The 13,854-nt window shown below is 73.7% G+C and carries 13 protein-coding genes; 5 read left to right on the top strand and 8 right to left on the bottom strand.

The features are described 5' to 3' along the window. Positions 1–299 precede the first annotated feature (299 nt). The gene (locus QNO09_RS13755) at positions 300–974 is read right to left on the bottom strand and encodes a DUF3000 domain-containing protein (RefSeq protein ID WP_283970436.1); all 675 of its coding nucleotides are present in this window, start codon (positions 972–974) and stop codon (positions 300–302) included. 102 nt (positions 975–1,076) lie between these two features. Between QNO09_RS13755 and hemE the strand changes: the two genes are divergently transcribed. Both hemE and QNO09_RS13745 read left to right on the top strand, forming a co-directional pair. Continuing rightward, positions 1,077–2,144 carry a uroporphyrinogen decarboxylase gene (gene hemE / locus QNO09_RS13750; protein WP_283970435.1) on the top strand — a complete coding sequence of 356 codons (1,068 nt, stop codon included), beginning with the start codon at positions 1,077–1,079 and terminating at the stop codon, positions 2,142–2,144. Positions 2,145–2,259: 115 nt separating this feature from the next. Beyond that, positions 2,260–2,589, top strand: coding sequence for a hypothetical protein (locus QNO09_RS13745; RefSeq protein ID WP_031134473.1), 330 nt, complete (start codon positions 2,260–2,262; stop codon positions 2,587–2,589). A 117-nt stretch (positions 2,590–2,706) separates the two neighbouring features. Here the strand turns inward: QNO09_RS13745 and QNO09_RS13740 are convergent, their stop codons facing one another. After that, the gene (locus QNO09_RS13740; protein WP_283970434.1) at positions 2,707–4,095 is read right to left on the bottom strand and encodes an FAD-dependent oxidoreductase; all 1,389 of its coding nucleotides are present in this window, start codon (positions 4,093–4,095) and stop codon (positions 2,707–2,709) included. A gap of 27 nt (positions 4,096–4,122) precedes the next feature. Beyond that, positions 4,123–5,118 (bottom strand): DUF4349 domain-containing protein, encoded by a 996-nt coding sequence (locus tag QNO09_RS13735; protein WP_283970433.1) that lies wholly within the window; start codon positions 5,116–5,118, stop codon positions 4,123–4,125. 157 nt (positions 5,119–5,275) lie between these two features. Between QNO09_RS13735 and hemG the strand changes: the two genes are divergently transcribed. Then, a complete protein-coding gene (hemG, locus tag QNO09_RS13730; protein WP_283970432.1) occupies positions 5,276–6,721 on the top strand; it encodes a protoporphyrinogen oxidase in 1,446 nt (481 codons plus the stop codon). Positions 6,722–6,726: 5 nt separating this feature from the next. Then, positions 6,727–7,470: a hydrogen peroxide-dependent heme synthase gene (gene hemQ, locus QNO09_RS13725; RefSeq protein ID WP_283970431.1), complete on the top strand. Its 744-nt coding sequence runs from the start codon at positions 6,727–6,729 to the stop codon at positions 7,468–7,470. Here hemQ and QNO09_RS13720 read toward each other — a convergent pair whose 3' ends face one another. The 3 genes from QNO09_RS13720 to QNO09_RS13710 all read right to left on the bottom strand — a co-directional run bounded on the left by QNO09_RS13720 (position 7,471) and on the right by QNO09_RS13710 (position 11,756). Further along, positions 7,471–9,072 carry an alpha/beta hydrolase gene (locus tag QNO09_RS13720; protein WP_283970430.1) on the bottom strand — a complete coding sequence of 534 codons (1,602 nt, stop codon included), beginning with the start codon at positions 9,070–9,072 and terminating at the stop codon, positions 7,471–7,473. A 115-nt stretch (positions 9,073–9,187) separates the two neighbouring features. Continuing rightward, entirely contained in the window at positions 9,188–9,958 is a 771-nt protein-coding gene (locus QNO09_RS13715) for a TIGR04222 domain-containing membrane protein (RefSeq protein WP_283970429.1), read from the bottom strand. Between the two features lie 256 nt (positions 9,959–10,214). After that, positions 10,215–11,756: an MbnB/TglH/ChrH family RiPP precursor modification enzyme gene (locus tag QNO09_RS13710; protein WP_283970428.1), complete on the bottom strand. Its 1,542-nt coding sequence runs from the start codon at positions 11,754–11,756 to the stop codon at positions 10,215–10,217. Between the two features lie 177 nt (positions 11,757–11,933). Here QNO09_RS13710 and QNO09_RS13705 point away from each other — a divergent pair, with 177 nt between their 5' ends. Beyond that, positions 11,934–12,509 (top strand): potassium channel family protein, encoded by a 576-nt coding sequence (locus QNO09_RS13705; RefSeq protein WP_283970427.1) that lies wholly within the window; start codon positions 11,934–11,936, stop codon positions 12,507–12,509. Between the two features lie 8 nt (positions 12,510–12,517). Here the strand turns inward: QNO09_RS13705 and QNO09_RS13700 are convergent, their stop codons facing one another. Beyond that, a complete protein-coding gene (locus QNO09_RS13700; protein ID WP_283970426.1) occupies positions 12,518–12,982 on the bottom strand; it encodes a DUF7144 family membrane protein in 465 nt (154 codons plus the stop codon). Positions 12,983–13,051: 69 nt separating this feature from the next. Next, positions 13,052–13,813 carry an aminoacyl-tRNA hydrolase gene (locus QNO09_RS13695; protein WP_283970425.1) on the bottom strand — a complete coding sequence of 254 codons (762 nt, stop codon included), beginning with the start codon at positions 13,811–13,813 and terminating at the stop codon, positions 13,052–13,054. Positions 13,814–13,854 lie beyond the last annotated feature (41 nt).

Below are 13,854 nucleotides of genomic sequence, written 5' to 3'. Positions count from 1 at the left end.
GGGCCGGCTCGTGGGGGTGAAGCCGGGACGAACCGTGCTTTCAAGGTCACAGTCGTCTTCGGCACCGAACCCGTCCGCCTTTAGAGAATGATCACGATTCGGTGATAACAATCCGTGCAATTCGGACACGCGGTCGATCATTCGAAGGTCGAACGGTTTCGCTCTGCGTCGCTACGCGGTCGAAAGTGGCCGTATCGACAAAGTGATTCGGCCAAGAGGGGGACGCAGGTGTGATCGTCGGCACGACATGGTTGACCGCCCCGCACAAGATCGATCAGTGCGGGGCGGTCAGGGGTGGATCAGCGGGACTGTGACCCTCGCCGCTGGGGCAGCGTCACGATCGACGCGTCCCCGGGCCCGGCCGGGGGCAGCCCGGCGATCTGGGCGAGCAGATCGCACCAGGACGCGAGATGGGCGGCCGTGTCCGGAACCCCGCCCAGGCCCTCGCGCGGCGTCCACGACGCACGGATCTCGATCTGCGAGGCGGCCGGCCGCGCGGACAACCCGCCGAAGTAGTGGGAGCTGGCGCGCGTGACCGTGCCGCTCGGCTCCCCGTACGTCAGTCCGCGCGTCTGGAGCGCGCCGGTCAGCCAGGACCAGCACACCTCCGGCAGCAGCGGATCCGCCGCCATCTCCGGCTCCAGCTCCGCGCGCACCAGCGTCACCAGCCGGAACGTGCCCCGCCAGGCATCGTGCCCGGCCGGGTCGTGCAGCAGCACCAGGCGGCCGTCGGCCAGGTCCTGGTCGCCGTCGACGACCGCGGCCTCCAGCGCGTAGGAGTAGGGGGCGAGCCGCTTCGGCGGGGGCGTCGGCTCGACCTCGATCTGGGGCCGCAGCCGCGCCGCCCTCAGCGCGTCGACGGCGGCCCGGAAGGGGAGCGGGGCGGAGTCCGCCTCCCGCCGGTCGTTCTCGGTGTCCTTCGCTTCGTCCATTCCGCCAGCGCCGTCCGACAGTCGTCCCTGAGCCGCAGCCATGCGGGAAGATTACGGGGACCGGAGCCCGGGTGCCGGGCTAGACACCCCGCGCCCGTCCAGGGGCTGAATCGCGCGGTACGGCAGCGTGCGAAACTTGGCCCCGTGAGTGCCAACCACGCCCCTCGGGCCCAGCAGCCGTCCGCCCCGTACGCATCCGCCTTCCTCAAGGCCTGCCGGCGCGAGCCCGTGCCGCACACACCGGTGTGGTTCATGCGGCAGGCCGGGCGCTCACTGCCGGAGTACCGCAAGGTGCGCGAGGGCATCGGCATGCTCGAGTCCTGCATGCGGCCCGAACTGGTCACCGAGATCACCCTCCAGCCGGTGCGCCGGCACGGCGTCGACGCGGCGATCTACTTCAGCGACATCGTCGTCCCGCTCAAGGCCATCGGCATCGACCTCGACATCAAGCCCGGCGTCGGCCCGGTCGTCGAGCACCCGATCCGCACCCGCGCGGACCTCGCGCAGCTGCGCGACCTGGCCCCCGAGGACGTCTCCTACGTCACCGAGGCCATCGGCATGCTCACCCGTGAGCTCGGCGCCACCCCCCTCATCGGCTTCGCCGGCGCCCCCTTCACCCTCGCCAGCTACCTCGTCGAGGGCGGCCCGTCCCGCACCTACGAGAACGCCAAGGCGATGATGTACGGCGACCCCGAGCTGTGGGCCGACCTGCTCGATCGCCTCGCGGACATCACCGCCGCGTTCCTGAAGGTGCAGATCGAGGCGGGCGCCTCGGCGGTCCAGCTGTTCGACTCCTGGGCCGGAGCGCTCGCCCCCGTCGACTACCGCCGCTCCGTGCTGCCCGCGTCGGCGAAGGTCTTCGAGGCCGTGGCCGGCTACGGCGTGCCGCGCATCCACTTCGGCGTCGGCACCGGCGAGCTGCTGGGTCTCATGAGCGAGGCCGGCGCGGACGTCGTCGGCGTCGACTGGCGGGTCCCGATGGACGAGGCCGCCCGCCGGGTCGGCCCCGGCAAGGCACTCCAGGGCAACCTCGACCCGACCGTGCTGTTCGCCCCGACGGAGGCCGTCGAGGCCAAGACCCTCGACGTCCTGGATGCGGCGAAGGACCTCGACGGGCACATCTTCAACCTCGGCCACGGCGTCATGCCGTCCACGGACCCGGACGCGCTGACCCGGCTCGTGGAGCACGTGCACACGCGGACCCTGCGCTGAGCCGAAAACCCGATCGGCCGGACCGGTGAACGCGGCCGCACGGGCGTGCGTATGTGTCGGCAACCGCTCGCGGCGCGGGGAAGGCGGGTCGCGGGGCCGACGTGAGGAACAGGCGATGAACGACCGAGTTACCCCCGCGATGCACGCGCTGCCCGACGGCGAGGCGGAGCTGACGCTGGTGGTGCGGCTGCCCTGGGAGGACGTGGCCCGCCTCGGCCAGGACGCCGGGCGGCTGGCCACCCAGTTGCGGCGGCCCGTGACACTGGAGGAGGCGGTGAGCCACCGGTTGCGGTCGACCCGGGTGGCCTCGCACGCGAAGCCGGCCGGGGAGCAGCCGCCGGCGGTGACGGCTTCGGCGTCGGTGTCCTCCCTGCCGTCCCGGCCGCCGGCGGAGCAGGCGCGCCAGGCGATCGACCGGATCAATGGGACGGCAGGGACTGCGTAGGCGCTTGGCCGTAGGGGTGCGGGTTCGCCGCCGGGTGCGGGTTTGTCGTGGCTGGTCGCGCCCACGCGGCGGAGCCGCACATCGCCACGGCCCGCGCCCCTCCAGCCCTACCGTCCCTTATGCCGAACTGCGCACCTTTGCCGCCGCCTTGCGGGCCGCTACCAGGACCGGGTCCCAGACCGGGGAGAACGGCGGGGCGTATCCGAGGTCCAGCATGGTCATCTGTTCCGCCGTCATTCCCGCGGTCAGGGCGACCGCCGCGATGTCGACCCGCTTGCCCGCGCCCTCCCGGCCGACGATCTGCACGCCGAGGAGGCGGCCCGTGCGGTGCTCGGCGAGCATCTTGACCGTCATGGGGGAGGCGTTCGGGTAGTAGCCCGCGCGGCTGGTCGATTCGATGGTCACCGAGTGGAAGCGCAGCCCGGCGCGGTGGGCGTCCTTCTCGCGCAGGCCCGTGCGGGCGATCTCCAGGTCGCAGACCTTGCTGACCGCGGTGCCGACCACGCCCGGGAAGGTCGCGTACCCGCCGCCGACGTTGGTGCCGATGATCTGGCCGTGCTTGTTGGCGTGGGTGCCGAGCGGGATGTGCCGCTCCTGGCCGGAGACCAGGTCCAGGACCTCGACGCAGTCGCCGCCGGCCCAGACGTTCTCGTGGCCGCGCACCCGCATCGAGCGGTCCGTGAGGAGACCGCCGTGCGGGCCCAGGGGGAGTCCTGCGGCCTTCGCGAGGGTCGTCTCGGGGCGGACGCCGATACCGAGCACGACGACGTCCGCCGGGAACTCGCGGTCCTGCGTGACCACCGCCCGCACGGCCGCGTCGTCGTCGGTCAGGATCTTGGTGACCTCGGCATCGTTCACCATCGTGATGCCCAGGCCCTCCATGGCCTCGTGCACCAGGCAGCCCATGTCCGGGTCGAGGGTCGACATGGGTTCGCTGCCGCGGTTGACGACCGTCACCTCGTAGCCGCGGTTGATGAGCGCCTCGGCCATCTCCACGCCGATGTAGCCCGCCCCGACGACCACCGCGCGTCGGCCACGCGTGCGTTCCAGCGTGTCGAGCAGGGCCTGGCCGTCGTCCAGCGTCTGCACGCCGTGCACCCCGGCCGCGTCGGCCCCGGGCATGTCGGGCCGGATCGGCCGGGCGCCGGTCGCGATCACGAGCTTGTCGTACGACGTCCAGGACTCCTCGCCGGAGTCGACGTCACGCGCGCGTACCCGCCGCCCGTCGAGGTCGAGTTCCGTGACCTCGGTGCGCAGCCGCAGGTCGATGTCGCGCGCGCGGTGTTCCTCGGGGGTGCGGGCGATGAGCCGGTCCCGGTCGGTGACGTCGCCGCCGACCCAGTAGGGGATGCCGCACGCCGAGTACGACGTGAAGTGGCCCCGTTCGAACGCCACGATCTCCAGTTCCTCGGGGCCCTTCAGACGGCGCGCCTGCGACGCCGCGGACATGCCCGCGGCGTCGCCGCCGATGACGACCAGTCGCTCCCGTGTGCGGCTCATGTTCATGCGGACACGCTACGGGAGCAGGGCAGTTCAGTCCCGCTCGCCGGGGGTTCGCGGCTGCGTGGACTCCGGCGCCGGACGGGCCGTCGGCAACGGGTCCGGGGCGGTCGTCGCGGACGCCGGCGCGGGGCGGCGCGACAGGCGGGGGCGTACGACCCGCAGCCACAGCAGGACGATCAGCGCGGCCACCGCCGCGAACGGCAGGACGGCGCCGAAGGCCACCGCGAGCCAGCGCAGCATCGTCACGAAGGCGTTCCAGCCGCCCGCGAGCGCGTCCACGAACCCAGGGTCGTCGTCCTCCTTGGCCTCCTTCTTCACCGGGGTCTCGGACAGCGACAGGGTGATGGTGGCCAGACTGGTGCGGTCCTTCAGGGACTCCTGCCGGGCGAGCAGCGCCTCCAGGTCGGCCTGGCGGCTGCTCAGTTCGCCCTCCAGGGTCACCACGTCGCTGAGCTTGCCGGCCCGGTCCATCAGCTCGCGGATCCGGGCCACGCTGGCGCGCTGCGTCTTGATGCGGCTGTCCACGTCCACGACCTGGTCGGTGACGTCCTCGGCCTTCGCGCTGCGGTCGAGGAGCTTGCCGGTGCCCTCCAGCTCGGCGAGGACTCCGTCGTACCTCTCGACGGGCACGCGCAGCACGACCTGGGTGCGCTCGCGGCCCTCGGCGTCCCGGGTGGTGGTCTCGTTGCCGACGTAGCCGCCCGCGTTCTCGGTGCCGGTGCGGGCCTGCTCCAGGGCCTTCGGGACGTCCTTGACCCGCACGGTCAGCGAGGCCGTGCGGATGATGTGGCTCGTGGGGAGCTTCGGCGGCGCGGTCGCCCTGGCTCCGCTTCCGACGCCGCCGGGAGCGGCCTCCTTCGCGCCGCCCTTGTCGTCCGCTTGCGGGGCGGCGACTCCCCGGTCGGCGGCGCTGCTGCCGGCGGAGTCCTCTCCTCCGCCGCTGCACCCGGTGAGCGCGAGGGCCGCGGCCAACAGGAGCGCGGCGAGAGCCGGGGCGGGTCGGCGGGCGGATCGTCGTGTGCGCATGCGGGCATCCCCCGGGGTCGATTCTGCTGACGCTTCTTCGACGCCCGGACGGCGTCGGCCGTTTGGCCCGGGACGGTTCCGATTTGGTCACGGTCGGGACTCGTGACGGACACCGGGGCGCGGCGGCGGTGTCAGCGGGGTCTGAGAGGCTGGGGGCATGCGCGAAGTTCAAGGGCAGGTCGTCGTCATCGGGGCGGGCATCGCGGGGCTGGCCGCCGCACACCGGCTGCTGGAGCGCGGGGCGCGGGTGACCGTGCTGGAGGCGTCCGGCCGGGTCGGCGGCAAGCTGCTTCCCGGGGAGATCGCGGGCGCGCGCGTGGACCTGGGCGCCGAGTCGATGCTGGCCCGCCGCCCCGAGGCGGTGGCACTCGCGCGCGAGGTCGGCCTCGCCGAGAACCTCCAGCCCCCGGCCACCGCGACGGCCTCACTGTGGACCCGCGGCGCCCTGCGCCCCTTCCCCAAGGGGCATGTGATGGGAGTGCCCGGCACCGCGTCCGCCCTGGCCGGGGTGGTGTCCGAGGAGGGCCTCGCCCGCATCGAGCGGGACGCCGAGCTGCCCCGCACCGAGGTCGGCGACGACGTGGCGGTGGGGGAGTACGTGGCGGAGCGCCTCGGCCGCGAGGTCGTCGACCGCCTGCTGGAGCCCATGCTGGGCGGGGTGTACGCGGGCGACGCGTACCGCATCTCCATGCGCTCGGCCGTCCCGCAGCTCTTCCAGGCGGCCCGCAGCCACACCTCCCTGACGGCGGGGGTCCGCGAGCTCCAGGCGAAGGCGGCCGCGGCCCGGCAGACCGGCCCGGTCTTCATGGGGATCCGGGGCGGCGTCGGCACCCTGCCCCTCGCGGTGGCGGACTCGGTCAGGGCCCGCGGGGGCGAGATCCTCACGCGGACACCGGTGACGGATCTGCGTCGCACCCCCGAGGGCCGCTGGCACATCGCCTCCGCCGGGCGCGAGTGGCTCGCGGACGCCGTGGTCGTCGCCGCCCCCGCCCCCGTCGCCGCCCGGCTGCTGCGCGCCGAGGCCCCCGGCGCCGCCGCGGAGCTCGACGGTGTCGAGTACGCCTCCATGGCCCTGGTCACCCTCGCCTACCGCCGCGACGGGGCGGCCCTCCCCGACGGCAGCGGCTTCCTCGTGCCGCCCGTCGACGGGCACACCATCAAGGCGTCCACGTTCGCCTCGCAGAAGTGGGGCTGGATCGCCGACGAGAACCCGGACCTGGTCGTCCTGCGCACCTCCGTCGGACGCCACGGCGAGACGCAGATCCTCGGGCGCGACGACAGCGAACTCGTCGACGTCTCCCGGCACGACCTGAAGGCCGCCACCGGCCTCGACGCCGCACCCGTCGCCGCCCTCGTCACCCGCTGGGACGACGGCCTGCCCCAGTACCCCGTCGGCCACCACGCGCGCGTGGCCCGCGTCCGCGAGCACATCGCCCGCCTCCCCGGCCTCGCCGTCTGCGGCGCCGCGTACGACGGCGTCGGCATCCCGGCGTGCATCGCCGGTGCGTACGCCGCCGTCGACGGGATCCACGGTGACCCGCGCGGTGTGCAGGAGCTCACCGCCCACCCGGTGCAGAGTCTGCACGGCGGAGCGGGAGAATGAGGAGCATGAGTGACGACGCCTCCACCCCGGCCTCCAGCACCGCGCCCGAGCGCATCCCGAACAAGGGCAAGCTGGCCAAGGACCTCAACGAGGTCATCCGCTACACGCTCTGGTCCGTCTTCAAGCTGAAGGACGTCCTCCCCGAGGACCGCGCCGGGTACGCCGACGAGGTCCAGGAGCTGTTCGACCAGCTCGCCGCCAAGGACGTGACGATCCGCGGCACCTACGACGTGTCGGGTCTGCGCGCCGACGCCGACCTCATGATCTGGTGGCACGCGGAGACCAGCGACGCGTTGCAGGAGGCGTACAACCTCTTCCGCCGTACGAAGCTGGGCCGCGCCCTGGAGCCCGTCTGGTCGAACATGGCGCTGCACCGCCCCGCCGAGTTCAACCGCGCGCACATCCCGGCGTTCCTCGCCGACGAGACGCCCCGCGACTACGTGAGCGTCTACCCCTTCGTGCGCTCCTACGACTGGTACCTGCTGCCCGACGAGGACCGCCGCCGCATGCTGGCCGACCACGGCAAGATGGCCCGCGGCTACCCGGACGTCCGCGCCAACACCGTCGCCTCGTTCTCCCTCGGCGACTACGAGTGGATCCTCGCCTTCGAGGCCGACGAGCTGTACCGCATCGTCGACCTCATGCGTCACCTGCGCGCCTCAGAGGCCCGTATGCACGTCCGCGAGGAGGTGCCGTTCTACACGGGCCGCCGCAAGGACATCGCCGAGCTGGTCGCCGGTCTGGCCTGATCAGCGGCTGCGCCCGACGGCCCTGCGGTCCGGGGCCGTCGGCTTCGGCTCGGCGTGCGGGGCGCACTCCGCGCGCCGTCCCGGCAGCCGGCCCTCGAGCAGATACGCCTCCATGTGCCCGTTGACGCAGGCGTTCGGGCCGCCGGCCAGGCCGTGGGCGCCGGCGTCCCGCTCCGTCACCAGGACCGAACCCGCGAGGCGGTCGTGGAGTTCGAGGGCGCCGTCGTAGGGCGTGGCGGCGTCCCGCTCGGCGGCCAGGATCAGCGTCGGGGGCAGTTCGCCCGGCCCGGCCGCCACATCGAGCGGCTGCTGCCGGGGTGCCCGCCAGTACGCGCACGGCAGGTTCGTCCACACGTTGTGCCAGGTCTCGAAGGGCGCCACCCGCGCGAGCCGGGTGTTGTCCCGGTCCCACACCCTGAAGTCGGTGGGCCAGGGAGCGTCGTTGCACTCGACGGCCAGGTAGACCGCGCGCGAGTTCTCCGCCTCGGCGGCTGCCTGCGGGTGTTGCTCCATCTGCTCGACCAGCGGCTTCGCATCGCCCTTGAGATAGGCGGAGAGCGCGTGCGCGCGGTGCGGCCACTGGTCGTCGTAGTACCCGGCCTGGAGGAACGCGCCCTGCAGCTGACCCGGTCCGACCTTCCCGCCCGCCGGCTCGGCGGCCAGCCTCGCGCTCGCCCGCTCGTAGCCGCGCAGCACCTCCCGAGCCGTCCCGCCCAGCCCGTACACGTCGTCGTGCCGGGCGATCCACGCCCGGAAGTCCGCCCAGCGACGCTCGAACGCCGCCGACTGGACGAGGCTGTTGCGGTACCAGATCCGCGCCGGGCCGGGGTGGACCACCGAGTCGAACACCATCCGCCGTACGTGCGCCGGGAACAGCGTCGCGTACAGGGCACCGAAATAGGTGCCGTACGAGGAGCCCATGAACGTCAGCCGTTCCTCGCCGAGCGCGGCGCGCAGCACGTCGAGGTCCCGGGCGTTGTTCAGTGAGTGGTAGTGCCGCAGGGCGTCGCCGGACCGCTCGGCGCAGCCGCGCGCGTACGCCTTCGCCTGCGCGACGCGCTCCCGCTTGTACGACTCCGAGGGGTGCGTCGGCGCCTGCGAGGGCCCCTTGAGGAACTGCTTCGGGTCCTCGCACGACAGCGGCGCCGAAGAGCCGACCCCGCGCGGGGCGTAGCCGACGAGGTCATAGGCGGCCGCGATCCGCTTCCACTCGGGGAGCAGGCCGATGAGCGGGAAGTACAGGCCGGTGGCGCCCGGCCCGCCCGGGTTGTGGAGCAGGGCGCCCTGCCTGCGGACCGTGTGCGTGCCGTGGTGCGGGTCCTTCCGTGTGGCACGGGCCCTGCTGACGGAGAGTTCGATCCGCTCGCCGTCCGGGCGGGCGTAGTCCAGCGGGACGCTCACCGTGCCGCACTGCATGCTGCCGGGCAGGTCCTGCGCGTCGGGGCACGGGCCGAAGTCGACACCGGCCGCCTTCGCGCGGGCGGCGGCCACGGCGGTGCCCCGCATCTCGGCCGCCCCCGTCCGGTCCTCGGTGGCCGGGGCCGCGGTGAGGGTGCTCAGCAGCAAGGACCCGGCGGCCGAGCAGACGAGGGCGGCTCTCATCGCGTATCCCTTCGGTGCACGGTGGCGACGAGAGGGATGTTTCGTTCGGAGCGGCGGGAAGGCAAGCACTGTCCGCCGGTGTCGGGCCCAATGCCCCGTGTGCGCCCCCGGTCGGTCAGTCGTGCGACTCGCGGTGCGTGAACGCGGCCCGCAGGTCCGGTTCGCCGATCGCGCGGACGCCGCGTACGGCCACCGAGGTGAGGTACGTACGGTCGTCGGCGGCGCCGTCCGCGGTCCGGGTCAGCGCGCCGAGCAGCCGCTGACCGGCCGGGGAGGCCCAGCGCGAGTAGGGGTGGATCTCGACCCGCGCGACGGCCAGGCAGCTCAGGGTCAGGGCGAGCGGCAGCGCGAACCACAGGGCGACCAGGTGCCGCGGCATATCCGGCGGGGCGGGTGTCAGCAGTGCGGCCACGCCCAGTCCGAGGACGGCGGCGGCTGCCCCGCGCACCCGCCGGACGGCGCTCGCGACGGTGGTGCGGGCGCTGTCCGGCACCGCGAGCCCCGCCCGCACCAGCCCTTCGGCGATTCCGCGCACCGCGTCCGCCGTAGCGGCCGTGGCCCGCACCGGCGCGATGCGGGACTGCCCCTCGGGGCCGATGGCCCCTATCACCGACCGCTCCATCTCGTCCCGCCCCCGTGGGTCGACGACCGTGGCCCAGCCGGTGTGGGCGAGGAGCAGACGGCGCTGGCGAGCCATGGCGACCAGGGTGACGTCGGCGACCCGCCGGGGGCCGCCGGAGAGGAACGCGGCCTCGTACAGCGTGAGTTCACGCCCCCGGCCGGTGTCCGTGTCCACGGCCGCGGCGCGCACGGCGGCCAGGCACAGACGCGTGCACGCCGTGCCGGCCACGGCCCAGGCCGCCAGCAGGAAAAGAACCCAGAGCATATGTTGTTTGTATGTGACACGGTCCCGGGGCACCATGCCTCGTTCACGATCCGGACGGAGTGTTGTCGGTACGTGACGTTCCGTTTTGGTCCCGAGGCGGGCCGTGGGCGGGGGCGGGAGCGTGTGGCCCGGCGACGGGGACGCGGACGGCGGTACGGCCCGCCCGGGGGCGGCGGCCGGGGGAGCGCTGTCGCCGACCGGATCGCGGGCGACGGCGTTGAAGTCGAGTCGAGGGCGCGGGCCGGGTGTGCTCCGCTCAGCGCCGCAGCAGGACGCTGCGCGTGGCGCGAGCGAGCCGGTGGGCCGGGCGGCGGGAGCGCGGCCTGGGCCCCGACCTCTCGAGCCACCACTCCCGCAGTTCTCGCCGCGCCCGCACGTCCCCGGGCCGCCCGGTGGACAGCAGGTGCTCGGCGAAGGTGAGGGCGTCGCGCCGGTAGCCGGCGGTCATCGGGCGGGTCTGGGCGTAGCCGAGGAACGCCGTGCGGTACTCGCCCCCGAGGATCGCCGGCAACTCCGGAGCGACGTGCGCCACGACATCCGCTCGCTTCGCGGCGAGCGCCCGCGCCTGTACGCCGATCCGCGGCCGGTCGAACCCCTCGGGCACGGGCGTTCCCGCGACCAGCGCCGACAGCAGCGCCGCCTGCGCCAGCCCGAGCCGCTGCCGAGCGCCGCCGACGCCCTGTTGGTGGGGCAGGCCGAAGGCGCCCCGTGTCGCCTCGGCCGCCCCGGTCTCATGGGCCCGCGGTCCGGCGCCGTCGCCCCGGGTCCCTTCCCGCGGTCCGGCGTCGGCGGCTGCGGGCAGACCACCGTCGACGCGCCCGGCTTCCTCGCGCTTCCCGGAGCCGGCTCCCACCAGTGCCTCGTCACGCCGCCCGGAGCCGGCTCGCACCGGTGTCCCGTCGCGCGGTCCGGCCTCCGCCCGCCCCGCGGTCGCCAGGACCGTCGCGCGGAACTGCGTCTTCACGAGCTCGACGGCCCCTGCGTCCAGCGCCCGGCGGATCGAGGTCAACTCGCCTTCCAGTTCCGCCGGTTCCGGGAAGTTCTCGTCCCGTTCCAGGAGGACACCCGGAGGACGGACGCGGGAGGCGAGGTCCGTGAGGATGTCGAGGACCGGCCGGGGAACGGGATGGGCGTGGCTGTCGTGCCAGACGCCGTCGCGTGCGAAACCACCGGCGACGTGGACGTAGGCGATGGCCTCCAGGGGGAGCTCGGCGAGGGCCTCGGCCGGGTCCTCACCGCGGTTGACGTGGTTGGTGTGCAGGTTGGCCACGTCGATCAGGAGACGGACGCCGGTGCGGTCGGCGAGGTCGTAGAGGAACTGGCCCTCCGTCATCTCCTCGCCCGGCCAGCGGATCAGCGCGGCGATGTTCTCCACCGCCAGCGGCACCGGCAGTGCGTCCTGCGCGATGCGCACGTTCTCGCAGAGCACGTCCAGGGCGTCCCGGGTCCGCGGGACGGGCAGCAGGTGGCCCGCCTCCAGGTGCGGGGACGCCGTCAGCGATCCGCCCGCCCGTACGAACGCGACGTGCTCGGTGACCAGCGGCGAGCCCAGCGCCTCCGCACGCTCGGCCAGTGCGGTCAGCCGGCCCGCGTCGGGCCGGTTGGCGCCCCCGAGGCCGAGGGAGACGCCGTGCGGCACCACGGTGACGCCGCGCTGGCGCAGCCGCCGCAGCGAGTCGGGCAGGTGCCCGGGGCAGACGTTCTCGGCCACGGCCTCGACCCAGTCGATCCCCGGCATCCGCTCCACGGCGTCCGCGATCTCCGGCCGCCACCCGATGCCCGTCCCCAGTCGCTCCATCGTCCCCTCCTCCACCCGGCCCGTTCCTCGAACGTGAGGGGGGTATGGCCCAGCCGTCCGCGCCCGAACCCCACCGGGCCCGCCTTCAGAGCAACATTTGAGGTTCGGCGCCTCCTCCTCGCCCCTGACGGAGGCGCAAGGATCGCGCCACCCGCTGACAGGTCGTAGACCGGAGCCATGTCCGAAGGCCGCGAGCAGCCGCAGCGCCCCGCGCGTCGGCACGAACCGGAGTCCGGGGCGGCCGCCGTCCGCCGGCTGAGGATCGGGGCCGGAGCCCTGCTCCTGGCAGTCGGCACGGCCTACTTCCTGCTGCCGTTGGAAGGGCTCGGCGCCGACCGCCCCTGGCTGGGCGGGTCGCTGTTCGTGCTGTGCCTGACGCTCGTCGCCACACTGCTGCTGCGCCATGTGCGCGACATCGTGCTGGAGAGGCCGCAGGCCCGGTCGGGCATCATGATCTCGCTGCTGATGTGCCTGGCCGTGCTGGTCTTCTCGTCCGGGTACTACGCCCTCGCCCAGCAGCCGGGCCAGTTCACCGGTCTGCGCACCCGCGTCGACGCGCTGTACTTCACCGTCGTCACGCTCGCGACCGTCGGCTACGGCGACATCACCCCGCGCGGGCAGGAGGCCCGCCTGGTGGCCGTCGTGCAGATCGTCTACACGTTCGTCTTCCTCACGGCGGCGGCCACCGCGCTGTCCCGCCGGATGCACGCGGTGGTCGCGGAGCGCGAGCGGCGCCCGCCGCCTTCTTCCTGACCGGGGCCCTACACCGGCGGGCGGGAGGAGCGGTAGTTGAACACCGACCACAGGACGAACAGGCCGGTCACGATCATGATGATCGACCAGAAGGGCTGGTACGGCAGCCAGAGGAAGTTCGCGATCAGCGCCAGACCGACCACGACCGCGCTCACGACCCGCGCCCAGGCGGCCCCGGTGAACAGGCCGCACCCGGCGGCCACCACGAGCACACCGACGATCAGATGGATCCAGCCCCACGCGGTCAGGTCGAACGCGAAGGAGTACTGGCCGAAGCTCGTGTACACCTCGTCGCCGGCGATCGCCGCGATGCCCTGGAGTACCGCGAAGAGGCCGTAGACGACCATCAGGATGCCGCCGAGAGCGAGACCCCCCGCCGCCCACGGGTCACCGGAGTCGCCCGGGCCGGGGCCGCCGGGCATCCGGTCGTCGGAGGCGGGCGGGGCGGGGGGAGGGGGCGCGGCGCTGGACATGGCTGCCTCCTGGGTCGGGTCGAGTGGTAACTCCACTGGAGCACTCGTCCACGGCCGCCGCGTCCGCGGCTACTCCGAACGGGTGGACGCCAGACCGCCCGTCCCGCGCGGCTCCCCGCGCAGCGCCGGGTGGTCCGCCACCACCGTGCACGAGCCGGGCGCGATCTCCGTGAATCCCGCGTCGCGCACCAACGGCAGCCCGCTGCCGGTCAGTCCGGGCCAGCGGTCCGCGTCGGCCGTACGGACGGCGAGCGGGAAACCCGCGTCCCGCCAGGCCGTCCGCTCCCCGTCGGACAACTCCCACCAGGCCAGTTGGGCGGCGTGGCCCGCCTGCGCCATCGCCTTCCCGGCCGACATGCCTAGATCCGGGTTCAGCCACAGCACGGGAGCGGCCGGGTCCGCGTCCACCGGCGGCTCCGGGTCGTCCAGGTCGGTGCCGGACACCTGGAGCCTGGCCAGGTCCTTGGGCCAGCCGTCCAGGGGGACGGGCGGGAAGACCCGCACCTGGGCCGACTTGCCGGTGACCGTGATGCCGTCCAGCGCCTCGGCCCGCCGCCACTCCGCGCCGCGCGCCCGCCGCACCACCTTGCGGATCCGGGCGTCCTGCCAGTCCCGCATCACCCCGGCCCACTCGCCCTCGCCGGTTGACCGCTCGTCGGCCAGGATCGTCAGCACGGCTCGCGCGGCCGTCTCCAGCGCGTCCGTGCGCGCCGGCGGGTCCGCCCGCTCGATCCGCACGACCAGGGGCAGCACGAACTGCGGTGCCTCGTCGCGCGAAGAGGGCTCGGACCGGAAGGGACTGTCGCTCACGGGCGTCGGGTCTTCACTCACGAAACCCAGTGTGCCAGTCCGAAGATCGTGCAGGATGGGCC

Origin of the sequence: Streptomyces sp. 378, from assembly GCF_030124145.1 — a bacterium.
In the GTDB taxonomy this organism is placed as follows: Bacteria; Actinomycetota; Actinomycetes; order Streptomycetales; family Streptomycetaceae; genus Streptomyces.
Note: the sequence above shows the minus strand (reverse complement) of the source record. Positions and strands in the feature narration are given on the sequence as shown.